At 64.5% G+C, this 24,396-nt stretch carries 24 protein-coding genes; 14 read left to right on the top strand and 10 right to left on the bottom strand.

What is annotated here, in order from left to right:
• The first annotated feature begins 221 nt into the window (after positions 1–221).
• The gene (locus tag DYZ14_RS19940; RefSeq protein WP_154722315.1) at positions 222–4,367 is read left to right on the top strand and encodes a PAS-domain containing protein; all 4,146 of its coding nucleotides are present in this window, start codon (positions 222–224) and stop codon (positions 4,365–4,367) included.
• Here DYZ14_RS19940 and mnmD read toward each other — a convergent pair.
• Positions 4,341–5,087: a tRNA (5-methylaminomethyl-2-thiouridine)(34)-methyltransferase MnmD gene (gene mnmD / locus DYZ14_RS19945; protein WP_154722316.1), complete on the bottom strand. Its 747-nt coding sequence runs from the start codon at positions 5,085–5,087 to the stop codon at positions 4,341–4,343. The genes DYZ14_RS19940 and mnmD overlap by 27 nt on opposite strands.
• Between mnmD and DYZ14_RS19950 the strand changes: the two genes are divergently transcribed.
• The 6 genes from DYZ14_RS19950 (at position 5,086) to alc (ending at position 10,071) form a co-directional block, all read left to right on the top strand.
• On the top strand, positions 5,086–6,264 hold the full coding sequence (locus DYZ14_RS19950; RefSeq protein WP_154722317.1) for an NAD(P)/FAD-dependent oxidoreductase: 1,179 nt from the start codon (positions 5,086–5,088) through the stop codon (positions 6,262–6,264). The two genes, mnmD and DYZ14_RS19950, sit on opposite strands and share 2 nt — an antisense overlap.
• Positions 6,265–6,368: 104 nt before the next feature.
• Positions 6,369–7,076 carry a DUF1045 domain-containing protein gene (locus tag DYZ14_RS19955; RefSeq protein WP_154722318.1) on the top strand — a complete coding sequence of 236 codons (708 nt, stop codon included), beginning with the start codon at positions 6,369–6,371 and terminating at the stop codon, positions 7,074–7,076.
• Between the two features lie 109 nt (positions 7,077–7,185).
• Positions 7,186–8,103: an allantoinase PuuE gene (gene puuE / locus DYZ14_RS19960; RefSeq protein ID WP_154722319.1), complete on the top strand. Its 918-nt coding sequence runs from the start codon at positions 7,186–7,188 to the stop codon at positions 8,101–8,103.
• 29 nt (positions 8,104–8,132) lie between these two features.
• Positions 8,133–8,411 (top strand): helix-turn-helix domain-containing protein, encoded by a 279-nt coding sequence (locus tag DYZ14_RS19965; RefSeq protein ID WP_115672352.1) that lies wholly within the window; start codon positions 8,133–8,135, stop codon positions 8,409–8,411.
• A gap of 138 nt (positions 8,412–8,549) precedes the next feature.
• The gene (gene uraD, locus DYZ14_RS19970) at positions 8,550–9,047 is read left to right on the top strand and encodes a 2-oxo-4-hydroxy-4-carboxy-5-ureidoimidazoline decarboxylase (RefSeq protein ID WP_154722320.1); all 498 of its coding nucleotides are present in this window, start codon (positions 8,550–8,552) and stop codon (positions 9,045–9,047) included.
• Position 9,048: 1 nt separating this feature from the next.
• A complete protein-coding gene (gene alc, locus DYZ14_RS19975; protein ID WP_154722321.1) occupies positions 9,049–10,071 on the top strand; it encodes an allantoicase in 1,023 nt (340 codons plus the stop codon).
• Between the two features lie 36 nt (positions 10,072–10,107).
• Here the strand turns inward: alc and DYZ14_RS19980 are convergent, their stop codons facing one another.
• Positions 10,108–10,260: a DUF2735 domain-containing protein gene (locus DYZ14_RS19980; RefSeq protein WP_232365616.1), complete on the bottom strand. Its 153-nt coding sequence runs from the start codon at positions 10,258–10,260 to the stop codon at positions 10,108–10,110.
• 428 nt (positions 10,261–10,688) lie between these two features.
• Between DYZ14_RS19980 and DYZ14_RS19985 the strand changes: the two genes are divergently transcribed.
• The 6 genes from DYZ14_RS19985 (at position 10,689) to DYZ14_RS20010 (ending at position 14,122) form a co-directional block, all read left to right on the top strand.
• Complete coding sequence (locus tag DYZ14_RS19985) at positions 10,689–11,729, top strand: glutamine synthetase beta-grasp domain-containing protein (protein ID WP_154722323.1); 1,041 nt, start codon at positions 10,689–10,691, stop codon at positions 11,727–11,729.
• A gap of 140 nt (positions 11,730–11,869) precedes the next feature.
• Positions 11,870–12,160 carry a nucleotidyltransferase family protein gene (locus DYZ14_RS19990; protein ID WP_154722324.1) on the top strand — a complete coding sequence of 97 codons (291 nt, stop codon included), beginning with the start codon at positions 11,870–11,872 and terminating at the stop codon, positions 12,158–12,160.
• Positions 12,157–12,522, top strand: a complete 366-nt coding sequence (locus tag DYZ14_RS19995; RefSeq protein WP_154722325.1) for a HepT-like ribonuclease domain-containing protein — start codon at positions 12,157–12,159, stop codon at positions 12,520–12,522. The genes DYZ14_RS19990 and DYZ14_RS19995 overlap by 4 nt, the downstream gene beginning before the upstream one ends.
• A gap of 6 nt (positions 12,523–12,528) precedes the next feature.
• Positions 12,529–13,029, top strand: coding sequence for an ureidoglycolate lyase (locus DYZ14_RS20000; RefSeq protein ID WP_154722326.1), 501 nt, complete (start codon positions 12,529–12,531; stop codon positions 13,027–13,029).
• Positions 13,026–13,382: a hydroxyisourate hydrolase gene (uraH, locus tag DYZ14_RS20005; RefSeq protein WP_115672361.1), complete on the top strand. Its 357-nt coding sequence runs from the start codon at positions 13,026–13,028 to the stop codon at positions 13,380–13,382. The genes DYZ14_RS20000 and uraH overlap by 4 nt, the downstream gene beginning before the upstream one ends.
• A complete protein-coding gene (locus tag DYZ14_RS20010) occupies positions 13,382–14,122 on the top strand; it encodes a metallophosphoesterase family protein (protein WP_154722327.1) in 741 nt (246 codons plus the stop codon). The genes uraH and DYZ14_RS20010 overlap by 1 nt, the downstream gene beginning before the upstream one ends.
• A gap of 240 nt (positions 14,123–14,362) precedes the next feature.
• Here the strand turns inward: DYZ14_RS20010 and DYZ14_RS20015 are convergent, their stop codons facing one another.
• The 5 genes from DYZ14_RS20015 to DYZ14_RS20035 all read right to left on the bottom strand — a co-directional run bounded on the left by DYZ14_RS20015 (position 14,363) and on the right by DYZ14_RS20035 (position 19,602).
• The gene (locus DYZ14_RS20015) at positions 14,363–15,514 is read right to left on the bottom strand and encodes an alpha-hydroxy acid oxidase (protein ID WP_154722328.1); all 1,152 of its coding nucleotides are present in this window, start codon (positions 15,512–15,514) and stop codon (positions 14,363–14,365) included.
• Positions 15,515–15,554: 40 nt separating this feature from the next.
• Positions 15,555–15,995 carry a potassium channel family protein gene (locus tag DYZ14_RS20020; protein ID WP_232365617.1) on the bottom strand — a complete coding sequence of 147 codons (441 nt, stop codon included), beginning with the start codon at positions 15,993–15,995 and terminating at the stop codon, positions 15,555–15,557.
• Positions 15,996–16,024: 29 nt separating this feature from the next.
• Positions 16,025–17,332 carry a guanine deaminase gene (gene guaD, locus DYZ14_RS20025; protein WP_154722329.1) on the bottom strand — a complete coding sequence of 436 codons (1,308 nt, stop codon included), beginning with the start codon at positions 17,330–17,332 and terminating at the stop codon, positions 16,025–16,027.
• Positions 17,329–18,564 (bottom strand): urate hydroxylase PuuD, encoded by a 1,236-nt coding sequence (gene puuD, locus DYZ14_RS20030; RefSeq protein ID WP_154722330.1) that lies wholly within the window; start codon positions 18,562–18,564, stop codon positions 17,329–17,331. The genes guaD and puuD overlap by 4 nt, the downstream gene beginning before the upstream one ends.
• Positions 18,565–18,684: 120 nt before the next feature.
• Entirely contained in the window at positions 18,685–19,602 is a 918-nt protein-coding gene (locus DYZ14_RS20035) for a LysR substrate-binding domain-containing protein (protein ID WP_154722331.1), read from the bottom strand.
• 109 nt (positions 19,603–19,711) lie between these two features.
• Here DYZ14_RS20035 and DYZ14_RS20040 point away from each other — a divergent pair, with 109 nt between their 5' ends.
• Positions 19,712–19,954 (top strand): hypothetical protein, encoded by a 243-nt coding sequence (locus DYZ14_RS20040; protein WP_154722332.1) that lies wholly within the window; start codon positions 19,712–19,714, stop codon positions 19,952–19,954.
• Between the two features lie 105 nt (positions 19,955–20,059).
• On the opposite strand, the gene xdhC is transcribed toward DYZ14_RS20040, so the two are convergent.
• The 3 genes from xdhC to xdhB are packed head-to-tail and all read right to left on the bottom strand — an operon-like array spanning position 20,060 to position 23,872.
• On the bottom strand, positions 20,060–20,851 hold the full coding sequence (xdhC, locus tag DYZ14_RS20045) for a xanthine dehydrogenase accessory protein XdhC (RefSeq protein ID WP_154722333.1): 792 nt from the start codon (positions 20,849–20,851) through the stop codon (positions 20,060–20,062).
• A gap of 53 nt (positions 20,852–20,904) precedes the next feature.
• Positions 20,905–21,519 carry a class I SAM-dependent methyltransferase gene (locus DYZ14_RS20050; RefSeq protein ID WP_154722334.1) on the bottom strand — a complete coding sequence of 205 codons (615 nt, stop codon included), beginning with the start codon at positions 21,517–21,519 and terminating at the stop codon, positions 20,905–20,907.
• A gap of 16 nt (positions 21,520–21,535) precedes the next feature.
• Complete coding sequence (gene xdhB / locus DYZ14_RS20055) at positions 21,536–23,872, bottom strand: xanthine dehydrogenase molybdopterin binding subunit (protein WP_154722335.1); 2,337 nt, start codon at positions 23,870–23,872, stop codon at positions 21,536–21,538.
• Positions 23,873–24,396: the final 524 nt, after the last annotated feature.

A 24,396-nucleotide genomic window follows, 5' to 3' on the forward strand; every position in this document is an offset into this window, starting at 1 on the left:
AACGGCTCCGGACGGGATCAGCCCGTCCGGGGTCTTTTCCGTGCAAATTCCGCGGTGGCGCAAGGGCAGCCCGGCTGAAAGGCTCGGGCAAGGCTAAGACGTCATTGTTATCCCCCATATGAAGTCCCGCGCGATCGGCGCAAAGGCCTATCATTGCTCCCTGGTTACCTCGCATTTACCATTCGAGAGCATTTTCTGGGGCAGGAGTACGGTTCTTGAACATGGGTGGCGATTTGCTCAACTTGGCCTGCGAGAAGATCGCCGAACTGGAGGTGCCCGCCTTCATCAAGGACAGCGAACTGCGCTATGTGGTCGTCAACGAGGCCTATGCGCGCTTCTTCCGCGAGGCGCCGGAAGTATTCGCCGGCAAGACCGACCGCGAGCTGTTCGGCCGGCTCGAGGACGGCGTGCGCGACGATCGCGAGCGCCAGGTCGTGGTGTTCGGCGACGAGCAGACGACGCTGGTCTTCGATCCGTTCGGCCATGACCGCTATCCGCTGCGCGTCGAACGGTTTTTCGGCGACGACGATTCCATCTACGTATTCGGCATGTTCGAGGAGGCGCCGCCGAGCGTGTCGAAGGCAAAGTGTGCCGGTCCATCGAAAACGCGGCAGGCCGCCGGCGCTGCAGCCCGCGCCGAGGCGTGCGGTGGGTGCGCCGATACCCTGTTCCGCGCCACGCTCGAGGATCTTCCCGTTGCGACCTATGTCCGCGATGAACTGCATCGCATGGTGTTTGCCAATCGTGCCTTCCTCGAGATTGTCGGCCAGCCCCTGCAGCAGTTGATCGGCAAGACCGAACAGGAGGCCTTTCCCGAGCGCGGCGACCGCTACCATGCCGAGAACTGCCGCATCCTCGAAGACGGGGAGACGATGGAGGTGGAAGACTGCTTCGTGCGCAAGGACGGCATTGCCGTTCCGGTCATCTCGCGCGCGAGCCGGATCACCATGCCGAACGGGGCGCGCTACATGGTCGGCTCGGTCACCGACATATCGGCCTTGAAGAGCCGCGAAACCCAGTTGGTCGAGGCGCAGGACGAGGCCGAAGGGTTGCATCGCCACGTCGAAAGCCTTCTCCGGTCCATGCCGGTGGGGGTGCTGATCCTTTCGGCCGACCATGCCATCGACTATGCCAATGACGCCTTCTACGACATGCTGGAGACGGATGCCCCGGTCGACATGGCGGGATGGCACTATCGGGATTTCGTCGCCTACACCGTCCGGCGCGTCGGATCGACGAATGTCGATGACGATGTCGAACGGATATTCAACAAGCGCGTGGCGCAGTTCAACGATCCGGACAACACCGCGACGTCGCGTGCCGAAACGCTGAGCGGCCGGATCCTGGCCATCCGCAGCAAGCGGCTCGCCAGTGGCAAGATCCTCATTACCTATTCCGATATCACCGCGCTGCATCAACGCGAGCAGGAGAGTGTTCTCTACCGCACCGCGATCGAGCAATTGCCCGTTCCCGTCTTCATCCGCGATGGCGAACGCCGGCTGATCTTCGCCAATTCCGCCTATGCGGCCCTGCAGGGCGAGAAGCAGGACAAGTTCTACGGCCTCAACGAAGAGGAGATGTTCCCGCGACTGGGACAGCAATTGCGCGAGGAGAACCTGCACCTTCTGGAAAACGGCGAGCCGATCGAGCGCGCGCAGGACCTGCCGCTGGCCGAGGGGCGCATCCACTCCGTCATCACGCGCCTCAATCGCATCACCACGCCCGACCAGCGGCGCTACCTCGTCGGCTCGATCACGGATGTTTCGGATCTGAAGGCCCGCGAGCGAGAGCTCATGCAGGCTCAGGCACGGGCTGAAAAACTCTACGGGGACATCGAGAACATTCTCAGGATCATGCCGGTCGGGGTCATCATCCTCAACGAGGACCTGGTCATCGAGTTCGCCAATTCCAAGAGCCGCGAGATCTGGGAATGGCCCGCCGACCGCGTGCTGGAGGGAACGACGTTCCGCGACTATGCCCGAACCAATCACGACCGTGGCTGGACCTGGGAAGGCGGGCGTGACTTCGAGCCCGGTCTGGAAGACCGAATCGCCGAAATGCGGTCGATCGAAGGGACGATCCAGCGCGAACTCGTCTATCCCGACGGCAAGCAGGTCCTCATCACCACCACGCCGCTCGCCGACCGCAAGTTTCTCGTCACCTATTCCGACTTCACCGAGCTTCGCCGCCGGGAGCGGGAGTTCAGCGAGGCGCGCGAACAGCTCGAACGGCTCGGGCAGTTCATGACGGACGCGACCCGCGTCATGGCGCAGGGCCTGGCCGTCATCGAGGATGGGGTCATCATCCAGAGCAATGAGTCGCTGGTGCGTATGCTCGCGGTGCCGCAGACGCTGCTCGATCCCGGCCAGAGCTGGCATGCCGGCTTTGCCTATTGTGCCCGGCGCGGCGATTTCGGCCCGGAGCCGATGGCGGTGCTCAAGGACTGGCAGGAAAAGGTTCACTCGGAGAACGGTTTTTCGGCGACCTTCCTCAGCAACGGCAAGACCTGGATCCAGATGGAGGCGACGGCGAGCGGGCGCGGCCACTGGATGGTCGTGTGCACCGACATCACCGAACTCAAGACCCGCGAGGCGGAACTGACCGTGCTGCTTGCCCGCAGCGAGGCGGCCGACAAGGCCAAGTCCGAATTCCTCGCCAATATGAGCCACGAGATCCGCACGCCGATGAACGGTGTCCTCGGCATGGCCGAACTTTTGGCGCGGTCGGTTCTCGACACCCGCCAGAAGACCTTCGTCGACATCATCGTCAAGTCCGGCAATGCGCTCCTGACCATCATCAACGACATCCTCGATTTTTCCAAGATCGACGCGGGGCAGTTGAAGTTGCGCAAGGTGCCGTTCGATCCCGTCGAGGCGATCGAGGACGTGGCGACGCTTCTTTCGGCATCGGCTGCGGACAAGGACATCGAACTGATCGTCCGCGGCGACGCCACCGTGCGCCACATGGTGTCCGGCGATCCCGGCCGTTTCCGCCAGATCGTCACCAATCTGGTCGGCAACGCCATCAAGTTCACCGAAAAGGGGCATGTGCTGATCGAACTGTCCAGCGCACCCTGCGACGCGTCGCAGTCGATGCTGACGATGCGGATCGAAGATACCGGCATCGGCATTCCCGAAGACAAGCGGGCCTCGATCTTCGAAAAGTTCTCGCAGGTCGACACGTCGTCGACGCGGCGTCATGAAGGCACCGGGCTGGGTCTTGCGATCACCGCCGGCCTGGTCGACCTGTTCGGCGGTTCCATCGACGTTGAGAGCACTGTCGGCGAAGGCTCCGTCTTCACCGTCCGCATACCGTTCACGATGGCCCACGAACGCCACAAGCTGCAGCCGCTGCCTGTCAATGTCGACGGCGCCCGCGTCCTGGTGATCGACGACAACGACATCAATCGCCGCATCCTCACCGAGCAGCTGGCGCTCTGGGGTTTCGATGGCGTCGCCGTCGAGAGCGGGTCCGCGGCGATGGCCGTTCTGGAGGAGGCCCATCGCCTCGGCGTGACGATCGACGCGCTGGTCATCGACTACCAGATGCCGGTGATGAACGGGATCGACGTGGCCCGGATGATCCGCGCGGACAAGCGCTTCGAAGCGATTGCCATGGTCTTCCTGACCTCGATGGACATGGTCGGCGACGAGCGGATCTTCCAGCAGCTGAATGTCCAGGCGCACCTGATGAAGCCGGCCCGCGCCAATCTGCTGCGCAATGCGATCGTCGAGGTGGTGCGCGCCGCAAGGCTCGGAAGCGCGGTCGGCGGGCGTCAGCGCGCGGAGCATGTGGCGCGTCTGGTCGCTCCGCATTCAAACAGCTGGCGAAGCCCGCCCGCGGCGGATGTCGGTTCCTCAAGGCAGCCTGCACCGCCTGCGCTTCAGACCGATCGGGAGATGTCGGCAGGGGCCGCCGGGCCCGGCCGCACGGTGAGCACTGCCCGGACGGAATGCGACGTGCTGGTCGCCGAGGACAACGAGGTCAACCAGATCGTCTTTCGCCAGATCCTCCAGGCGGTCGGCCTTTCCCACAGCGTCGTCACCAACGGGCGCGAGGCCATCGATGCCTGGCGCGCCCTTCATCCGCGGCTGATCATCATGGACGTTTCGATGCCGGTGCTGAACGGGCACCAGGCGGCGCGCACCATTCGCGAGGCGGAAAAGGCGGAGGGTGAGGGGCGTCATGTGCCGATCATCGGCGTGACCGCCCATGCGCTCGACAGCGACCGGGAGGCGTGCCTCGCCGCCGGCATGGACGATTATCTGTCGAAGCCGGTCAGTCCGGAGCAGCTCGAGGCGAAGATCGAGCGCTGGCTCGGCCATTCGCTGCGCGACGGCTCAGGCCTCCTCGATCTGGGCAGTTGATTGGGGCCTGACGCCGCACAGCATTTCCCGCTTTCCGGCAAATCCCTTGCGACGCTCCAGGGCATAGCCCGCGGCGATCAGGTTGCGGCGGACGAAACCGGCGGCCGCATAGGTGGCGAAGCTGCCCCCCGGCACCGTGTGGTCGAAGACCGCGCGCATCAGTTCCGGCGACCACATGGCGGCGTTGCGAGAGGGCGCGAAGCCGTCGAGATACCAGGCGTCGAAGGCGAGCCGGCAGGTGCCGAGGCTTTCCAGCGCGTCGCCGCACAGCACGGTCAGCCGCGTCCGTTCATCGAGCGCAATATCCACTTCCCCTGCGGGATGCTCCGGCCAGTGCGCCACGAGCGCCTCCCGCTCGGCATCGATTTCCGGCCAGCGCGTCAGCGCCCGTGACAGTTCCTCAGCGCGCATCGGATAGAGCTCGAACGAGACGAAATGCAGGTGGGCCCCGTCCGGTCGCGTGGCTTTCCATTGCCGCCAGGTCTCGCAGGCATTGAGGCCGGTGCCGAAACCCAGTTCGCCGATACGGAACGTGCCGGGCCGGACCCAGCGCGCGGGCAGGCCGTTTCCGGCGAGGAAGACGTGACCGCATTCGAGCCTGCCATCGGTCTGGCAATAAAAATGATCGTCAAAGGCGGTCGAATAGGGCATATCGCCGTCGCGCCAGGTGAGTTCCTGGCCGGCCGGGGCGGTCGGTGATGTCGAGGTGGAATGGGCCATGAGGATAGCGGATAATGCCAGCGGGCTTGCCGGTCAATCGCCTGTCGACCTGCTGATCGTCGGCGGCGGCATCATGGGCCTGTGGGCGGCGCTGAAGGCCGACCGGCTCGGCATCGATACGCTCATCGTCGACGAAGGGCCGCTGGCGCAGGGCGCGAGCGGCGGCCTGCTGGGCGCGCTGATGCCGCATATGCCGGACAAGTGGAACGACAAGAAGCAGTTCCAGTTCGACGCGCTGCTGTCGCTGGAAGAGGAGGTGCGGAACCTCGAGGGTGAAACGGGCCTCTTCGCCGGTTATCGCCGTTCCGGCCGGCTGATCCCTCTGCCGAAGCCACACTTGAGGACGATCGCCGAGCGCCATGAGGGCCAAGCCAAGGAAAACTGGCGGGCCGGGGAGCGCGCCTTCCACTGGCATGCCGTCGATGCCTCGCCGTTCGGTCCCGGTTGGCCCACGCCCGATGCCAGCCATGCCGGGTATGTCCACGACACGTTTTCAGCGCGGGTTTCGCCGCGCGGGCTGACCGGCATGCTGGTCGAGCGACTGCGCGCGTCGCGGCATGTGCGGATCATCGAGGGATGCGGCGTAGCGGCGATCGGCGCCGCGTCGGCACGTCTCACGGACGGCACCACCGTTGCCTTCGGCCATTGCATCCTCGCGGCGGGATACAAGGCCTTTCCCCTGCTCGAAACGCTCGGCCCGCCTCTGTCCCGTCCGCTTGGTCAGGCGGTCAAGGGACAGGCGGCCCTGCTCAAGGGCGACATCGACCCCGATCTGCCCTTGCTCTATCTCGACGGGCTCTACATCGTACCGCACGAGGGCGGCATGGCCGCGATCGGCAGTACCAGCGAGGACCATTTCGCTTCGCCCTTTACGACGAACGAGCAACTGGAGGCACTCATCGCGCGCGCGCATGACCTGGCGCCGATCCTGCGCGCCGCCGAGGTGGTCGAGCGCTGGGCGGGCCTGCGGCCAAAGGCGATCGATCGCGATCCGATGGTGGGGCCGCATCCGGACGCGCCGCGTGTGGTGGCCCTGACCGGTGGCTTCAAGGTCAGCTTCGGCATGGCCCACCGGCTCGCCGATGCCGCTCTTTCCACCATTGTCGGCCAACCTCCGGTCATGCCCGAGGGTTTCCATCTCAGCAACCATATCGCGGTCGCTGCACGCGTCGCGTGAGGCGCTTGCGCGTTTCCCGTCGTCATACTGTCACGCAAATCACCTAACTCCTCCGTTATAACGTCGATTGCTAAAATGGACGTCCCCCGGAAGCGAGGTGTCGCATGAGGTATGCCATTTACTTTACCCCGCCTTCGAGCGACGCGCTGACGCTTGCGGCGGCAAGCTGGCTCGGGCGCAGCGTCTATTCGGGCGAGGCCGTCGAGCATCCCGCCGTACGCGGGCTCGGCCTGCACGAGATCGCCTTTCACACCGCGCTGCCGCGCCGCTATGGTTTCCATGCGACGCTCAAGGCGCCGTTCCACCTGCGTGGCGACTGCACGGAGGCCGCCCTGCTGCGCGAGTTGATGCGTTTTGCCGGGACGCTCGAGCCGTTCGAGATTCCCCGGCTGGTGGTGGGTCGCCTCGGGGACTACTATGGTCTCGTGCCGGAGGCTCCCTGTGCCGCGCTCGACTATCTGGCCGCTGCCGTGGTGCAGCAGTTCGACGCCTATCGCGCTCCGCTCAGCGAGGCGGAGATCGAGCGGCGCAATCCGGACGGGTTGTCGGCTTCGCAGTTTTCCAACCTGCATCGCTGGGGCCATCCTTACGTCATGGACGAGTTCCGTTTCCACATGACGCTGACCGGGCCGTTGCTCAACCGCGATTTCGGCCGGATGGAAAGCGCTCTGGCCGGCTATTTCGAGCCTTTGCTCGGCGATCCGGTGGAGATTTCCAACCTCGCCCTGTTCGTCGAGAAGGAACCGGGCGCGCCCTTCGTGGTGCATTCCCTGCACCCGATGGGCCGGGTCGCGGCCCGCAAGATCGCCTGAGGCGGAGCGGGCGGCCGGGGTCCGGACGCTGGGGTGACGGGCGCCGTTTCCATCTCGACATCGGACGCCGGCCTGCTTACCGTCTGGCGTCCGATTTCAGGGTGATTTGATGCACGAAGCCAACTATCCCCGCGACCTTGCCGGCTATGGTCGCAATCCTCCCGATCCGCGCTGGCCGGGCGATGCTCGAATCGCCGTGCAGTTCGTCGTCAACTATGAAGAGGGCGGCGAAAGCTCGATCCTCGACGGCGACCCGGCCTCGGAAAACCTGCTTTCCGAGATCGTCGGCGCGCAACCCTGGCCCGGCCAGCGCAATCTCAACATGGAATCGATCTATGAATACGGTTCGCGCGCCGGGTTCTGGCGGCTGTGGCGGATGTTCACCGAACGCCGGGTGCCCGTCACCGTCTACGGCGTGACGCTCGCCATGGCGCGCAACAGGGAAGCGGTCGCGGCGATGAAGGAGGCGGGCTGGGAGATCGCCAGCCACGGCTATCGCTGGCTCGAATACAAGGATTTCCCGGAAGAGCTCGAGCGCCGGCATATCCACGAGGCGGTGCGCCTGCACAAGGAACTGACCGGTTGCCATCCGCTCGGCATGTACCAGGGCAAGCCGTCGGACAATACGCTTCGGCTGGTGATGGAGGAGGGCGGTTTCCTCTATTCCTCCGACAGCTATGCCGACGATCTGCCCTATTGGGTGAATGGCCTGGACGGCAAGCCCTTCCTCATCATCCCCTATACGCTCGAAACCAACGACATGCGTTTCGCCACGCCGCAGGGCTTCAATTCCGGCGACCAGTTCTTCACCTATCTCAAGGACACGTTCGACGTGCTCTACGCGGAAGGCAAGGCCGGCAGCGCGAAGATGATGTCGGTCGGCCTCCACTGCCGCCTCGCCGGCCGTCCCGGCCGCGCCGCAGCCCTTGCCCGCTTCATCGACTATGTGACGAGCCACGAAAAGGTGTGGATCCCGAAGCGCATCGAGATCGCCGAGCACTGGCACAAGCACCACAAGCCGGTGTGAGGCCGCTCGCGCCTGAAAGAGGTGAAAGCATGACCAGGATCGCCGATCTCAAGAAGAAGCTGATGGAGAACCCGGAGTTCCGGGCCGAATATCAAAAAGCGGACGAGGAGTTCCGGTTGATCGAGTCGCTGGTGCTCGCGCGCACCCGGGCCAAGCTGTCGCAGGCGGAACTCGCACGCCGGATCGGGACGACCCAATCGGCGATTGCCCGACTGGAAGGTGGTGGCGTATCCCCGTCGCTTGCGACGCTGAGGCGCTATGCCGAGGCGACGGGTGCAAGGCTGGAAATCAATCTCGTCGAGACTTGATGCCTTCCGTGGCGGAGCGCCGAAGGCCGTTCTTACCTTGAGCCCCATTGGACCGGGGCGGCGCCTCGACAAGCCCTCCGGGCTTCGCTACTCCTTGGCCTCGGTTCCGATCAACTGCTTCGCGTGCCGGGAGACTTCATGGACAAGGCGGACTTCATTTCCCGCTTCGGCGGCGTGTTCGAGCACTCGCCCTTCATCGCCGAGCGGGCCTTTGACGCCGGTGCGGTCATCGAACCGCTGACGGCGTCCGGGGTGCATGCGGCGCTCGTCGAAAAATTCCGGGCTGCCTCCCATGACGATCGGCTCGGCGTGCTGCGCGCCCATCCGGATCTCGCCGGCAAGCTGGCGATTGCCGGCGGGCTGACCGAGGACAGCGCCAAGGAGCAGGCCGGCGCCGGGCTCGACCGGCTTTCGCCCGAGGAACATGCCCGCTTCACCGCGCTCAACACCGCCTACACGGCCAAATTCGGCTTCCCCTTCATCATCGCGGTGAAAGGGCTGACGAAGGACGATATTCTTGCCGCCTTCGAGACGCGGATCGACAACAGCCGCGAGACCGAGTTCGCCACGGCCTGCGCGCAGGTCGAGAAGATTGCCCGGCTTCGCCTCGAAAGCCTCATTCCGGAGAACAGCTGACATGCCCGAAATCTCGACCGTGGTCCTGCCCGACTTTGCCGCAGGCGCCGTGAACCTCGCTTCGGCCCGCCTCGGCGCGAAAGGGATATTCTCGACCGACGAGTTCTTTGCGCCGCTGTCGCGCATGCTGAACGACGCGCCGGCCGAATTCGATCCCGAGCTCTACGACGACAACGGCAAGTACATGGACGGCTGGGAAAGCCGGCGAAAGCGGGTGCCCGGCCACGACTGGTCGGTGATTCGGCTGGCCATGCCGGGCCGTATCTTCGGCTTCGACGTGGATACCCGCTTCTTCACGGGCAACTACCCGCCGCATTGCTCGATCGAGGCGGCCTACGTCGCCGAGGGCGATCCGACCGAGGCGACCGAGTGGAGCGAACTCCTGCCGAAGTCACCGCTCGGGCCCAGCGCCCAGCACTTCTTCGAGAATGCCGACCGCGACAGGGTTTGGACGCATCTCAGGCTGCACATCTATCCGGATGGCGGCGTGGCGCGGCTGCGGGTGTATGGGGCGGCGCATTTCGACTGGTCGGCGGTCGGCGAGGAGCAGGAGCTCGACCTGGCTTACGTCTTCCACGGCGCCAAGGCGCTCGCCTGGTCGGACGCCCATTATGGTCATCCCGACAAGATGCTCGGCCCCGGCCGAGGCCTCAACATGGGCGACGGATGGGAGACCAAGCGCCGGCGCGGGCCCGGGCACGACTGGGCGATCATCCGGCTTGGCCATGCCGGCCTGATCCGGCGCGTCATTGTCGACACGCATTTCTTCAAGGGCAATTATCCCGACACCTGCGAATTGCTTGGTGCCTATCTGCCGGAAGCCGGCGACAGCTGGAGCGAGGCGGAAATCGCCGCCTCGGAAGGCTGGAAGCCGATTCTGGGCAGGCAAAAGCTGGAAATGGACCGCAAGCACGAATTTGCCGGCCCGGCCATCGCCGATATCGGGCCCGTCACCCACGTTCGTTTCGCCATGCATCCGGACGGCGGCGTCATGCGCCTGCGTCTCTTCGGCATCAAGGCCTGACGTGGACAGACGCCAGATCTGAAGACTGGGGCGCGCCTATTGCTTGCGCGCCTCTTCGGCTTCGCGGATGGCCTCCTGGTGATACCAGCCGCCGCAGCCGCTTTCCATGATGGGCGGACGCGAGCGGCTCTCGCGCTCCTGCATCTCCCTCAGCTTCTGAATGTTGCGAACCGGGAACTGCAAGATCATTGCAGAGTCCCGAACCATGTTCGTTGTCATGCCACTGCCTCTTTACGTTCGTCGCGAACAGTTCGTTGAAATAAGTCTATCAGAGCTGCTGAGTGAATGCACACGGAAAGTGCAAAATGCCTAATCACTAGGCAAATTGGCCGCAATTTTATCGGTGGTCGCAATTGCATCACTTCGGATTGCGCGACCATGTCGGCGAAAAACACGCCAGGGCCGTGGAGGTTCCCACAAAATAGGCAGAATGCTCACGGTTGCCGGCCGCCCGGCCGCCCCTGTTCTGGGGTGGGCGTCAAAAAATCGGGCAATTGGCGCAGCTTTCAGCGAAGTTGGCACGCTTCATGCTTTCTTAATCGGGACTCGCCGGCGTGCCGGAGAATCAGCCCTCTGTTGCGCTCTTGGGCGAGCGCCTGACTGAAGAGAGACGAAGAATGACCAAGTTTAAGCTCGAGTACATCTGGCTCGACGGCTACACGCCGGTTCCGAACCTTCGCGGCAAGACGCAGATCAAGGAGTTCGAGTCCTTCCCGACGCTGGAGCAGCTTCCGCTCTGGGGTTTCGACGGTTCCTCGACCATGCAGGCCGAAGGTCGCAGCTCCGATTGCGTGTTGAAGCCGGTGGCGATCTATCCCGATCCGGCCCGCGTCAACGGTGCGCTGGTCATGTGCGAAGTCATGATGCCGGATGGCGTCACCCCGCATCCGTCGAATGCCCGCGCCACCATCCTCGACGACGAGGATGCCTGGTTCGGCTTCGAGCAGGAATATTTCTTCTACAAGGACGGCCGCCCGCTCGGCTTCCCCGAACACGGTTTCCCGGCGCCGCAGGGCCCGTACTACACCGGCGTCGGCTACAAGAACGTCGGTGACGTCGCCCGCCAGATCGTCGAGGAACATCTCGACCTCTGCCTCGAAGCCGGCATCAACCACGAAGGCATCAATGCCGAAGTGGCCAAGGGCCAGTGGGAATTCCAGGTGTTCGGCAAGGGCTCCAAGAAGGCCGCCGACCAGATCTGGATCGCCCGCTACCTGCTGCTGCGTCTGTGTGAAGGCTACGGCATCGACATCGAGTTCCATTGCAAGCCGCTCGGCGACACCGACTGGAATGGTTCGGGCATGCACTGCAACTTCTCGACCAAGTACATGCGCGAAGTCGGCGGCAAGGAATATTTCGAAGCCCTGATGGCCGCTTTCGCCAAGAACTGGAAAGAGCACATCGACGTCTACGGTCCGGACAACCACATGCGACTGACCGGCAAGCACGAGACCGCCCCGTGGGACAAGTTCTCCTACGGCGTGGCCGACCGCGGCGCCTCGATCCGCGTTCCGCATTCCTTCGTCAACAACGGCTACAAGGGCTATCTTGAAGACCGTCGTCCGAACTCCCAGGGCTGCCCCTACCAGATCGCTTCGCAGGTGCTGAAGACGATCTCGGAAGTGGCGACCGCCGACTACGGCCGCAGCGCTGCCTGATCGCATTTCCATCCCCAAGACGATCCCAGCGACGCCGGCGAAAGCCGGCGTCGTCTGTGTCTGGGGGGCTGTGGTCTGCTAGTCGGGGTGCTTTCCTCGGTGAAGCGGCTCGCCTATAATGTCCGGGCAGGAGAGCGCCGATGAAGCCGTCCGAAGTGCTGGAAAAGAACCGTCAGGCGATCCGTGAGGCGACGAAACGCTTCAACGCGGCGAACCCGCGCGTCTTCGGCTCTGTGGCGCGTGGCGAGGACCGGATCGACAGCGATCTCGACATCCTGGTCGATGCCTTGCCGGGAATGACATTGTTCGACTTGGGCGGTTTGCAGTCCGAGATGGAGCAACTGCTGCCATGTAAGGTGGATGTGGTGACCTCGGGCGGCCTAAAGCCCCGGATGCGAGAGCGGATCTTGGCCGAGGCGGCGGCCATATGACCCCGGAGCAGCGGCTTCTCGACAATCTTCTCGACATGCAGGAGGCAGCCTTAGAGGCGATCAGCTTCGTCAGCGGGTCGACACTGGAGACATTCGAGCGGGATATCCTCACTCAGCGGGCGGTCGCCATGACCTTCGTGCTGATCGCAGCCGCCGCATCGAGGATCCTCGACCGTGTTCCGGACGTGGCGTCCGAACAGCCGGGCATCGCCTGGTCGAAGATCAAGGGGTTGCGGAACGTGGTCGTCCACGAATACGAAACGCTCGATTGGCGGCTGGTCTGGGATACCGTTCAGAACGACCTGCCGGTACTGATCGCCCAGATCGACCAGCTGCGCCATCCGCATATCCAGGGAGAATAGCCCCGCTTGACCCATCTCCTCTCCATCCAGCCGCTCACCGTCGAAGCCTTTTCGCCCTTCGGCGAGGTGATCGAGGCCGATCCGTCCACCATGCGGCTGATCAACGGCGGCACCACCGAGCGGTTTCACGCGCTGTTTGCGCCGGAGGCTGCGGGCGAGGGGAGCCAAGTGATCGTCAACATCTTCCGCGGCCAGCCGCGCAGCTTCCCTTACGAGATCGGCATGATGGAGCGCCATCCCTTCGGCAGCCAGAGTTTTTCGCCACTGTCTGGGCGGTCCTTCCTGGTGGCCGTGTCGCCGGACGAGGGCGGTCGGCCCGGCCGGCCTGAGGTCTTCCTGGCGCGTCCAGACCAGGGGGTGAACTACCGCCGCAACGTCTGGCATCACCCGCTGATGGCGATCGGCGCGGTCTCCGATTTTCTGGTTGTCGATCGCGACGGTCCGGGCAACAATCTCGAAGAGCATTTCTTCGCAACGCCATACCGCATTCTGGAGCCCCATCTATGACCGGCCTCACCACCCACGTCCTCGATACCGCCCTCGGCAAACCCGCCGAAGGGCTGAAGATCCAGCTGATGCGGATGAACGGGGAGGAGGCCGAGCTGATCACCACGGTCTTCACCAATGCCGATGGCCGGATCGACGGCGGGCCGCTGCTCCAGGACGCCGAGTTCCAGGCCGGCCAGTACGAGCTGCTGTTTCACGCCGGTGACTATCTGAAGGCGAGCGGCGTTTCGCTGACCGAGCCGCCCTTCCTCGACGTCATCCCGATCCGCTTCGGCATTTCCGACACGAGCGCGCATTATCACGTGCCGCTGCTGCTTTCGCCCTACGGCTACTCGACCTACCGGGGCAGCTGATGATCTTTGCCGCCATCGCCGACGTGCACGGCAACCACCTGGCGCTTCAAGCCGTGCTAGAGGACATCCGCCGGCAGGGGATCAGCGAAATCGTCAATCTCGGCGACTGCTTTTCCGGACCGCTCGAAGCGGGGCTGACCGCCGACCTGCTGATACCGCTCGATGCCGTGACGGTGCGCGGCAATCACGACCGGGCGCTGATCGACCGGCCGTTCGAAGAGATGGGCGACTGGGAGCGGCCGTCCTACCGGCAATTGTCACCGGAGCATCTGGACTGGATCCGCACGCTGCCGTTCAGTGCCGTCTATCGCGACGAGGTCTATCTCTGTCATGCGACGCCCAAGGACGACAACACCTATTGGATGGAGACGCTGAGCGCTCAGGGCATCTTCCACCTGAAGCCGCTCGATGAGATCGAAACGCTGGCCGACGGCATCGAGCAGCCGCTGATCCTGTGCGGCCACAGCCATATCGCCCGCTCGGTGCAGCTTTCCGACAGGCGGCTGATCGTCAATCCCGGCAGCGTCGGCTGCCCCGGCTTCGACTATGACAAGCCCTTCTACCACAAGGCCCAGGCCGGAACGCCGTTCGCCGCCTATGCCGTGCTGGAGAAGACCGCGCTCGGCTGGCAGCCGACCTTCCGGCAGGTGCGCTACGACAATGCGGCTGCCGCCGAACTGGCGAAGGCGCACGGCATGGCCGACTGGATCAGCGCGCTTTCGACTGGCTGGGTAGCTTGAGGAGGGCGGCGGCGGATTTCCCTCTTCTCCCCAGCGGGGAGAAGTGCCGAGCGAATGCGAGGCGATGAGGGGGCCAAGTGCGCCGCCATCAATTGGCTTCGCCCCCCTCATCCGGCGCTACGCGCCACCTTCTCCCCGCGGGGGAGAAGAGGGGCCGACATCGCTCGGCCCTCTTTGAAAAGGACGGCCTCGATTTGTGCTCTGATGCGCGGATGTCCGCGCCTCCGGGCACTCACGATCTCACCCCTTGAACGGATTCTCCGCGATGATGCTTTCATCGATCTCGGCGATCCTGCGCTTGCCGCAGAGCGCCATGGTGGTGTCCATCTCCTTGGCGATGATTTCGAGCGCCTTCGTCACACCCGGCTTGCCCATGGCGCCGAGGCCGTAGAGGAAGGGGCGGCCGATATAGGTGCCCTTGGCGCCGAGCGCCACGGCTTTCAGCACGTCCTGGCCCGAGCGGATGCCGCCGTCGAGATGCACCTCGATCCGGTCGCCGACCGCATCGACGATGCGCGGCAGCATGGCGATCGAGGAATGGGCGCCGTCGAGCTGACGTCCGCCATGGTTGGAGACGATGATCGCGTCGGCGCCGGTCTCGGCGGCCATCTTCGCATCCTCGACGTCGAGGATGCCCTTGATGATCAGCTTGCCGCCCCAGCGCTCCTTGATCCACGCCACATCCTTCCACGACAGCTGCGGGTCGAACTGCTCGACCGTCCAGGCATTGAGCGAGGCGAGGTCGGTGACGCTCTTGGCGTGACCGTGGATGTTGCGGAAGGTGCGGCGGGTCGTCTTCAGCATGTTCCAGCACCAGCGCGGGCGCGTCGCCATCTGGAAGAGATGCTTCGGCGTCAGCCGCGGCGGCGCGGACAGGCCATTGCGCAGGTCCTTGTGGCGTTGGCCGAGGATCTGCAGGTCGGCGGTCAGCACCAGCGCCGAGCATTTCGCCGCCTTGGCGCGCTCGATCAGGTTCAGCACGAAATCGCGGTCGCGCATGACGTAGAGCTGGAACCAGAAGGGTTTCGTGGTGACTGAGGCGACGTCCTCGATCGAGCATATGCTCATGGTCGACAGCGTGAAGGGCACGCCGAATTCTTCGGCGGCCCTCGCCGCCAGCATTTCGCCGTCGGCATGCTGCATGCCGGTCAGCCCCGTCGGCGCGAGCGCCACCGGCATCCTGACCTTCTCGCCGATCATCATGGTTTCCAGCGAACGGCCGCTCATGTCGACCAGCACGCGCTGGCGCAGCTTGATCCTGGAAAAATCGCTCTCGTTGGCGCGGTCGGTGCTCTCGGTATAGGCGCCGCTGTCGGCATAGTCGAAGAACAGTTTCGGCACGCGGCGTTTCGCCAGCCGCTTCAGGTCGGCGATCTCGAGAATGGGAGACATCGGGGATATTACCTCATTGGACGTTGACGACAGAGTGCCATCAGAAATGTTCGCCGGAGCGGAACGGGCCGACACGGATTCCGGCGGCCACCAGATAGGCCGTCGACCAGCCGATCAGCACGAAACCGTTGACCCCCTCGAGGGCAGCCAGCATGCGCCATTCGTGGCCCGGCACCACGTCGCCATAGCCGACCGTCGAAAAGGTGATCGTGGCAAAATAGAGCGCGGTCGGAAAGTCGGTGATATAGCCGAGCAGGCGATAGCACAGAGCCCAGAGCCAGACTTCGGCGGTCAGCACGACAAACACGCCGATCACCACGGTGTTCATCGCCAGCAAGTGGCTGCGGTGTCCCGCGAGACGGATCCGGTCGGTGATCCAGCTCATGGCATGGGTGATCCAGATCAGGCCGAAGGTATGAATGACGACGGTCAGCGAGATCATCGCGACGCCGAGGACAAGATTGGCGAAGAGCTGCAGCAAGATGAATTCGCGTCCGCACCGCTGGAGTGTCACGAGACCGGGCGTGCGGCCCGCCCGGCGACATAGGTTTCCACGACCGACCGGTCGTCGCCCAAGGTTTGCAGCAGAAACAGTTCCTCCGCAAGGGATTTGACGGTCTCCATCCTGAGCCGCATGGCTGGGGTGGCGGCGGCGTTCAAGACGACGAAATCGGCGTCCGTGCCGGGCTCCAGCGTGCCGATCCGGTCTTCGAGCGACAGCGCCTCGGCATTGCCGAGCGTCATCAGGTGGAAGCTTTCCAGCGGGTTCAGCCGCTCGCCGAGCAATTGCTGGATCTTGTAGGCCTCGTCCATGGTCTTCAGCATGGAATAGCTCGAGCCGCCGCCGATATCGGTGGCAACCGCGATCCGCAGTTTCTTGTCACGCCGCTGGTACTTGCGCAGCGGAAACAGGCCGGAGCCGAGGAAGAGGTTGGATGTCGGGCAATGCACGGCGACCGCGCCCGCCTCGCTCATGGCGTCGGCCTCGCGGTCCGACAGGTGGATCGCATGGCCGAACAGGCTCTTCTTTCCGAGAAGACCGTACTGCGCGTAGATGTCGGTATAGTCCCGGGCGTCGGGAAAAAGCTCGCAGGTATAGCGGATCTCGTCGTGGTTTTCCGACAGATGCGTCTGGATGTGCAGGTCGGGGAATTCCTGCGCCAGCGCCTGCACGCGCTCCATCTGCTCCGGCGTCGAGGTGATGGCGAAGCGCGGGGTGATGGCGACGTGGTTGCGACCCTTGGCATGCCAGTCGGCGATCACCTGGCGCGTCTCGTCATAGCCGGTCTCAGGCGTGTCGAGCAGGCCCTGCGGCGCGTTGCGGTCCATCATCACCTTGCCGCCCACCATCAGGCTGCCGCGACGCAAGCTCTCGGCGAAGTAGGCGTCGGCCGAGGCCTTGTGCACCGAGCAATAGGCGACCGCGGTGGTCGTGCCGTTGCGGAAGAACTCGTCGAAGAAGGCCTTGGCGATGCGCTCGGCATGGGCTTGTTCGACGAAGCGGCATTCCTCGGGGAAGGTATAGGTATTCAACCATTCGAGCAGGTTGGCGGCATAGGAGGCGATCACCTGCATCTGCGGGAAATGCACATGGGTGTCGATCAGGCCGGGCAGGATCAGGTGCGGGCGGTGGTCGATCACGGCCGTGCCGTCCGGCGCACCGGCGCTGACGGCTGCGAAATCGCCGACGGCGACGATCCTGCCGTCCTCGACCAGCAGGGCGCCGTCGCTCTCGTAGCGATAGCTGCCGGTATCGTCGATATGCTCCGGCGCGCGGGTGAAGCTCAGGGTTCGGCCGCGATAGAGGACGGCGCTCATGGCTGCTTGGCCTCCGAGACCGCGCTCTCGAACCAGGCGACCAGCAGGGCGCGTTCCTCGGCCGAGACTTCGGTGATATTGCCGGGCGGCATGGCGTGGCTGCGGCCGGCTTGGATGTAGATTTCGCGCGCATGGGCGGAGATCTCGGCATCGGTCTCCAGCTTCACGTCCTTCGGCGGCCGCACGATGCCCTCCCAGACCGGCTCGGCGGCATGGCACATCGAACAGCGCGACATGACGACGTCGCGGGCCGCCTCGTAATGGGCGTTCTCGACGAAGCGCAGGTTGCTCGGCGCGACGGAAACCTCCTCCTCGACCGGGGCCTTCTGCACCGTCGAGAGCCACATGATGGCGATGAAAATCAGCACTGTGGCGAGCCAGGTCCACGTCGGCCGGCCCTTGCGGGCATGGGTGGTGTTGAACCAGTGGCGGATGGTGACGCCCATCAGGAAGACAAGTGCTGCGATCACCCAGTTATAGGCGGTGCCGAAGGCCAGCGGATAATGGTTGGACAGCATGAAGAAGATGACGGGCAGCGTCAGGTAGTTGTTGTGCAGCGAGCGCTGCTTGGCGATGACGCCGTATTTCGGGTCGGGCGTGCGGCCGGCGATCAGGTCGGCGACGACGATCTTCTGGTTGGGGATGATGATCAGGAAGACATTGGCCGACATGATGGTGGCGGTAAACGCGCCGAGATGCAGGAAGGCAGCGCGGCCGGTGAAGACTTGGCTATAGCCCCAGGCCATGGCGATCAGCGCGACATAGAGCACGCCCATCAGTACCCAGATGTTCCTGCCGAGCGGCGACTTGCACAGCTGGTCATAGATCAGCCAGCCGACGGCGAGTGAGGCGACGGAAAGGGCGATCGCCTGCCATTGGGTGAGGTCGAGCACGTGCCGGTCGATCAGGAAGAGATCCGCTCCGCCGTAATAGACGACGGCGAGCATGGCGAAGCCCGACAGCCAGGTCGCATAGCTCTCCCATTTGAACCAGGTCAGGTGTTCCGGCATGGTCGCGGGCGCGACGAGATATTTCTGGATGTGGTAGAAGCCGCCGCCATGTACCTGCCATTCCTCGCCATAGGCGCCGACCGGCAGATGCGGGCGCTTCACCAGGCCGAGGTCCAGCGCGATGAAATAGAAGGACGAGCCGATCCAGGCGATCGCGGTTATGACGTGCAGCCAGCGCACCGCGAAGGAGAGCCATTCCCAGGCAATGGCGTATTCGTACATCAGAAAATCCCTTTCTTCCCCCCGGTCTGTCAGTCTCGGAAATTATCAACGGCAAGGGAAGCCCCGCATGCCGGATCGCGGACCAATCCAGAGAATTTCTTTGATCGAGGTCCGCGCGCGCTATTGCGCATCGAGGCCCATGGCGACCCGTTCCGGCGCCAAAGTGGCCTCCAGCCATTCGCGGAACTTGCGGATCTTGGGCAGGTTGCGCCGGCTTTCCGGATAGACCAGCCAATAGCTGTTGTCGTCCAGCCAGCTCAGTTCGAACGGTTGTATGAGGCGCCCGGACGCCAGTTCGTCCTGAAGGAAGAAGGGGCTCAGCATGGCGACGCCATGACTGGCCATCGCGGCTCCGGTTTCAAGATCGAGCACGCCGCCTGCGTCGAACGTCCGTGCGGTGTGCTCCGCGGCATCGAGGCCCGCCAGCGTGAACCAGTATGTCCAGCGTCCGTCGTCGTCGGTGATCCACGGCAGCTTCAGCAAATCGGCCGGCTCCTTCATGCCGCCGACGCTCTCGGCCAGTCTCGGACTCAGTATCGGCGAATAGCTCAGCCGAAGCAGGGGGTGGACCGCGAGGCCGGGCCACCGACCCCGGCCGATGCGGATGGCGAGGTCGGCGCTTTCCCGGTTGAAGTCGGTCAGCACGGAGCCGCGGAGAAGCCGGACGGCAATGTTGGGATGGGCGAGTTGGAAGGCGCCGAGATGCCGGGCCAGCCAGTGGGAGGCGAATGTCGGCGGGGAGTGGATTTCCAGGATCTCGTCGGCATCCTGACGCGCGGTGGCGATCGCTTCGCGCAGGACGGCGAAGGCGTCCGTCACCTTCGGCAGCATGCGCTGTGCCGTTTCCGTCAGCACGATCTGGCGCGGCTTCCTCAGGAACAGCGGCTCGCCGATATTCTCCTCGAGCAGCTTGATCTGGTAGCTGACCGCCGTCTGGGTCATGCCCAGTTCTACGCCGGCGCGCGTGAAACTCATGTGCCGGGCGGCCGCCTCGAACACGCGAAGGGCATTCAGCGGGAACTGTTTCGACAGCTTCATGGATAAGTTCTCTTTATGAGCCCTTACCGTATTCGAATTGGATGACGGCGGCAATCGGGCGCATGTCTCTCTTCATCACAACCCTTCGCGGGATGGAAAGGAGACGACTATGTTCCAAGCGATCCGCCACTATCGCCTGCTCACCGGGATTGCCCCGCAACAGGCTCTTGCGCCGCTCCTCCGCTTTGTCCGGCGGCTGCTCACGCCACGCCGCGGGCCTGGCGATAATCTGCCCGACAGTGTGAAGAGGGATCTCGGCCTGCCCCTGGATGGACTCCCGCGTGACCGGACGGACGCCTACTGGCTCGACCGACGCCGCCACGGCGACTGGATGCGCTCCGGTCCGGTGTGATGGGATTATTGCTTTGAAACAAAGGGATGCGAGGTCCGGCTGACAATCTGATTCCGGCACTTCACACACGGATTCAGTGCGGCCGGCGGTCGATGTGCTGCGTGTTCAGCCGAGCAGCGCGGTCAGCAGTTCGGCGGCGACGAGGGCGGCGATCACGGCGGGGCGCTTGTCGCGCAGGGCCGTTCCACCGATCGGCAGGACAAGCCTGTCGATCAGATGCGGCTCGGCGCCCTCGCGCGCCAGGAAGCGGGCGAAGGTGGCGCGCTTGGTGGCCGAGCCGATCATGCCGACATAGGCTAGGTCCGGGCGGGCGAGCGCATCCCGGGCGATCAGGAAATCGAGGGCATGGTCGTGTGTGAGGATGACGGCGGCACCGCCCGGACGGATCGTCGCCACTTCCGCCTCGGGCAGGGCCACGCGGCGCAGCGTCGTGCCGGGAGGGAGACCGTCTTCGGGCACGTCGCGGGTCTCGATGAGCGTGACGGCGAGGGGCAGGGGGCGAAGCGCCGTCGCAAGCGCGAGCCCGACATGGCCGGCGCCGAAGACGAAGACGTCGGGGAATGTTCTCTCGATCGCGCCCTGCCGGGCGACGAGCGCGGCTCTTGCCGCAGCGTCGAGGCGGGCAAAGGCGAGCCTTGCGCGTCCGCCGCAGCACTGGCCGATTTCCGGTCCGAGCGGCACGTCGAGCGCTGTGCTCTGCTCGCCGCTCAGAAGCATGCGGCGGGCATGGTCGATCGCCAGGAATTCCAGCTGTCCGCCGCCGATCGTGCCATGAAGGGCATCCATCGCGACCACCATGAAGGCGCCCGCCTCGCGCGGGGTGGAGCCCTTCGCTTCGGCGACCTCGACGAGGATGGCATCGGGATGGGCGGCAAGGAAGTCGGGGAGGGCGTTCATGGCTGAGCCTGACACGTTCGTTCCCGCTGGTCCGCTTGCCTGAAGAACATGGCTCAGCCGCCGATCTTTTCGAAGGTGCTGAACTGGAAGCGCTGAACCGCTTGCCAAGGGGTCTCATGGTCGTGTCGGCGCTCCGCGATCAGCCTGAAACCTGGACCCAGAAGCTTCTCCAGCGAGCGTCCATCGTGGCGAACCACGGGCAGTCCGCTGCATTTTTCCGGGCCATCCGGGGCAAAGGTCCCGATCACGACCTTGCCGCCCGGTGTGATGGCCGCATTCAGCGCGTTGAGATAGGCTCGCTGATCCGCCTCTTCTGTCAGGAAATGCAGGGCGGCGCGGTCGTGCCAGAAGTCATACCGCCGAGACGGCTGCCAGGCGGTAATGTCGGAGACAATCCATTCGACATTGGCCGCCTCGGGCAAGCGGCCACGCGCCTTTGCCAGGGCCGCGGCCGAAATATCGAGGACTGCCACATGATCCTGTCGCGCCGCCAGCGCATCGACAAGTCGGGACATGCCACCGCCGATGTCGATCACGCTTGCATCAGGGGTAAGGCCGGCCTCCCGCAGAAGGGAAAGCGAAAGGTCGGGCGACGCCTCGAACCAACTGACTTCACTGTCGCCTTTGGATGTGTAGACGGCCTCCCAATGGGTCTCACGCTCGGTCATCGGGTCCGCCTCTCCATCACTTGCCCTTCAGCCGCTCGACCGCCATCAGCACGCGCTCCGGCGTGGCGGGGGCGTCGAGGTGGGGGCAGTGGCGGTAATCGGCGACCGAGGCGACGGCCATGGAAAGCGCTTCCAGCACCGAGATCGCCAGCATCAGCGGTGGCTCGCCGACGGCCTTGGAGCGGCCGATGGTCGGTTCGGCATTCTCCGACCATTCGGCCAGCCGCGTGTTGAAGATCTTTGGCCGGTCGGAGGCGAGCGGGATCTTGTAGGTCGACGGCGCGTGGGTGCGAAGCCTTCCCTTGCCGTCCCACCACAGTTCTTCGGTCGTCAGCCAGCCCATGCCCTGGACGAAGCCTCCCTCGATCTGGCCGATGTCGATCGCCGGATTGAGCGATTTTCCGACGTCGTGCAGGATGTCGGTGCGGTCCATCAGATATTCGCCGGTGAGCGTGTCGATCGATACTTCCGAGCAGGCGGCGCCATAGGCGAAATAGTAGAAGGGCGTGCCGCGGCCGGCGGCGCGGTCCCAATGGATTTTCGGCGTCTTGTAGAAACCGGCGGCGGAGAGCTGCACGCGGGCGAAATAAGCCTGTTTGACGAAATCCGGGAAGGGGATTTCCTTCGATCCGACGCGCACCCGGTTCGGCAGGAACTCGACCTCGTCCGGCGGCACCTCGAATTTCTCGACGGCGAAGGCGACGAGGCGTTCCTTGATCTGGCGGGCGGCGTCATAGGCGGCCATGCCGTTGAGATCGGTGCCGGAGGAGGCGGCGGTCGCCGAGGTGTTGGGCACCTTGCCGGTGGTGGTCGCGGTGATCTTGACGCGCTCGACATCGACCTGGAAGCACTCGGCAATGACTTGGGCGACCTTCGTGTAGAGGCCCTGGCCCATTTCGGTGCCGCCGTGGTTCAGATGGATCGAGCCGTCCTGGTAGACATGGACCAATGCGCCGGCCTGGTTGAAGGCGGTCATGGTGAAGGAAATGCCGAACTTCACCGGGGTGAGCGCGATGCCCTTCTTGATCACCGGGCTCGTCCGGTTGAATTCGATGATCGCGCGGCGCCGCGCCTGGTAGTCGCAGGAGGTCTCCAACTCCTCGACCACGCGGGCAATCACATTGTCCTCGATCGTCTGGTGATAGGGCGTGACGTTGCGGCCGGAGCCGACATCGCCGTAGAAATTCGCCTTGCGGATCTCCAGCGGGTCGCGGCCGAGGACGTAGGCGATCTCCTCGATGATGCGCTCGCCGCCGAGCATGCCCTGCGGGCCGCCGAAGCCGCGGAACGCCGTGTTGGAAACCGTATGGGTTTTCAAGGGTTGCGAGGTCAGCTTCACATGCGGGTAGAAATAGCTCGAATCCGCATGAAAGAGCGCGCGGTCGGTGACCGGGCCGGAGAGATCGGCCGAATAGCCGCAGCGGGCGGCGAAGTTGGCGGTGAGCGCGTGGATGCGGCCGTCGCCGTTGAAGGCGACGTCGAAGTCCATGCGGAAGTCGTGGCGCTTGCCGGTCAGCGCCATATCCTCGTCGCGGTCGGGGCGGAACTTGACGGCGCGGTTGAGCTTCTTGGCGGCGAGGGCGGCCAGCGCTGCAAACTGGTTGCCCTGGGTCTCCTTGCCGCCGAAGCCGCCGCCCATGCGCCGCACGTTGACGGTGATGGCGTGGCTTGGAATGTCGAGCACATGGCCGACGATGTGCTGGATTTCGGACGGGTGCTGGGTCGAGGACCACAGTGCCACCTCGTCGTCCTCGCCGGGAATGGCGAGCGCGATGTGGCTCTCGAGATAGAAATGCTCCTGGCCGCCGATGCGCATCGAGCCTTTCAGGCGATGCTCGGCCTTGTCGAGTTCGGCCTCCGGCTCGCCGCGCTTCAGCACCATGCCCGGGGTGACAAGCGGCGCCTCGTTGGCGAGCGCCGCATCGACGTCTGTCCAGAAGGGCAGGTCGCGGTATTCGATCCTGGCGAGGCGCGCCGCGCGGCGGGCGGCGTCGCGCGTTTCGGCGATGACGGCGAAGACCGGCTGTCCGTGGAATTCGACCTTGTCCTCGGCCAGCAGCGGCTCGTCATGGCGCCCGCCGGACGATACGTCGTTGACGCCCGGCACGTCGCTTGCAGTCAGGACGCAGACGACGCCGGGATAGGCCTTCACCGCCGAAAGGTCGACCGAGAGGATCTCGGCATGCGCCCGGTCCGCCATGCCGATCGCCCCATGCAACAGGCCGGCCGGTTCCGGAATATCGTCGATATATTCGGCACTTCCGGCGACATGCTTGTGCGCCGAATCATGGCGGAGTGACTGGTGCATCGGCCCGTTGATCAGCTTGTAGGTCTCGAAGGTCGGTTTATGCATCACTCAGGCTCCTGCGGCCGGACGTCCCTTCTCCCCGGCGGAGAGAAGGTGGCGCGAAGCGCCGGATGAGGGGGAGCGAAGCTCGCGGGCCACAGCGCACCCGGCCCCCTCATCGCCTCGTTTCACTCGGCACTTCTCCCCGCTGGGGAGAAGAGGACGCGTACTGGCTGACGTATCCTGGCGCGTTTCACCCCCCTCTGCCCTGCCGGTGTTCGTCGTTGCAATCGATTCGCTGGATCGATTGCTCCGCTTCGCGGACCACTCCTCGCCCCCCTCAAGGGGGGAGATCGACACGCGGTAACGCCTTGCCCGAGGATCAGACTTCATATTTGAACAAGGCACACCTTGCCCTGCCATCTCCGGAGGCAGCCCCTCATCCGGCCTGCCGGCCACCTTCTCCCCGCAGGCGGGGAGAAGGAGACCCGCGGCAATCGTCGCGGCCACGTCCCCTCTCCCCGCCTGCGGGGAGAGGGTTAGGATGAGGGGCAGTTCCCAGGTTGTGCCGAGAGTCGGGGGCAGGCTCC

The organism is Ciceribacter sp. T2.26MG-112.2 (assembly GCF_900492205.1).
Classification (GTDB): domain Bacteria; phylum Pseudomonadota; class Alphaproteobacteria; order Rhizobiales; family Rhizobiaceae; genus Allorhizobium; species Allorhizobium naphthalenivorans_A.

Coding starts and splice junctions, on each gene's coding strand:
- DYZ14_RS19940 (WP_154722315.1), top strand. CDS start 222: ATGGGTGGCGATTTGCTCAACTTGGCCTGCGAGAAGATCGCCGAACTG.
- DYZ14_RS19950 (WP_154722317.1), top strand. CDS start 5,086: ATGAGGATAGCGGATAATGCCAGCGGGCTTGCCGGTCAATCGCCTGTC.
- mnmD (WP_154722316.1), bottom strand. CDS start 5,087: ATGGCCCATTCCACCTCGACATCACCGACCGCCCCGGCCGGCCAGGAA.
- DYZ14_RS19955 (WP_154722318.1), top strand. CDS start 6,369: ATGAGGTATGCCATTTACTTTACCCCGCCTTCGAGCGACGCGCTGACG.
- puuE (WP_154722319.1), top strand. CDS start 7,186: ATGCACGAAGCCAACTATCCCCGCGACCTTGCCGGCTATGGTCGCAAT.
- DYZ14_RS19965 (WP_115672352.1), top strand. CDS start 8,133: ATGACCAGGATCGCCGATCTCAAGAAGAAGCTGATGGAGAACCCGGAG.
- uraD (WP_154722320.1), top strand. CDS start 8,550: ATGGACAAGGCGGACTTCATTTCCCGCTTCGGCGGCGTGTTCGAGCAC.
- alc (WP_154722321.1), top strand. CDS start 9,049: ATGCCCGAAATCTCGACCGTGGTCCTGCCCGACTTTGCCGCAGGCGCC.
- DYZ14_RS19980 (WP_232365616.1), bottom strand. CDS start 10,260: ATGATCTTGCAGTTCCCGGTTCGCAACATTCAGAAGCTGAGGGAGATG.
- DYZ14_RS19985 (WP_154722323.1), top strand. CDS start 10,689: ATGACCAAGTTTAAGCTCGAGTACATCTGGCTCGACGGCTACACGCCG.
- DYZ14_RS19990 (WP_154722324.1), top strand. CDS start 11,870: ATGAAGCCGTCCGAAGTGCTGGAAAAGAACCGTCAGGCGATCCGTGAG.
- DYZ14_RS19995 (WP_154722325.1), top strand. CDS start 12,157: ATGACCCCGGAGCAGCGGCTTCTCGACAATCTTCTCGACATGCAGGAG.
- uraH (WP_115672361.1), top strand. CDS start 13,026: ATGACCGGCCTCACCACCCACGTCCTCGATACCGCCCTCGGCAAACCC.
- DYZ14_RS20010 (WP_154722327.1), top strand. CDS start 13,382: ATGATCTTTGCCGCCATCGCCGACGTGCACGGCAACCACCTGGCGCTT.
- DYZ14_RS20015 (WP_154722328.1), bottom strand. CDS start 15,514: ATGTCTCCCATTCTCGAGATCGCCGACCTGAAGCGGCTGGCGAAACGC.
- guaD (WP_154722329.1), bottom strand. CDS start 17,332: ATGAGCGCCGTCCTCTATCGCGGCCGAACCCTGAGCTTCACCCGCGCG.
- puuD (WP_154722330.1), bottom strand. CDS start 18,564: ATGTACGAATACGCCATTGCCTGGGAATGGCTCTCCTTCGCGGTGCGC.
- DYZ14_RS20035 (WP_154722331.1), bottom strand. CDS start 19,602: ATGAAGCTGTCGAAACAGTTCCCGCTGAATGCCCTTCGCGTGTTCGAG.
- DYZ14_RS20040 (WP_154722332.1), top strand. CDS start 19,712: ATGTTCCAAGCGATCCGCCACTATCGCCTGCTCACCGGGATTGCCCCG.
- xdhC (WP_154722333.1), bottom strand. CDS start 20,851: ATGAACGCCCTCCCCGACTTCCTTGCCGCCCATCCCGATGCCATCCTC.
- DYZ14_RS20050 (WP_154722334.1), bottom strand. CDS start 21,519: ATGACCGAGCGTGAGACCCATTGGGAGGCCGTCTACACATCCAAAGGC.
- xdhB (WP_154722335.1), bottom strand. CDS start 23,872: ATGCATAAACCGACCTTCGAGACCTACAAGCTGATCAACGGGCCGATG.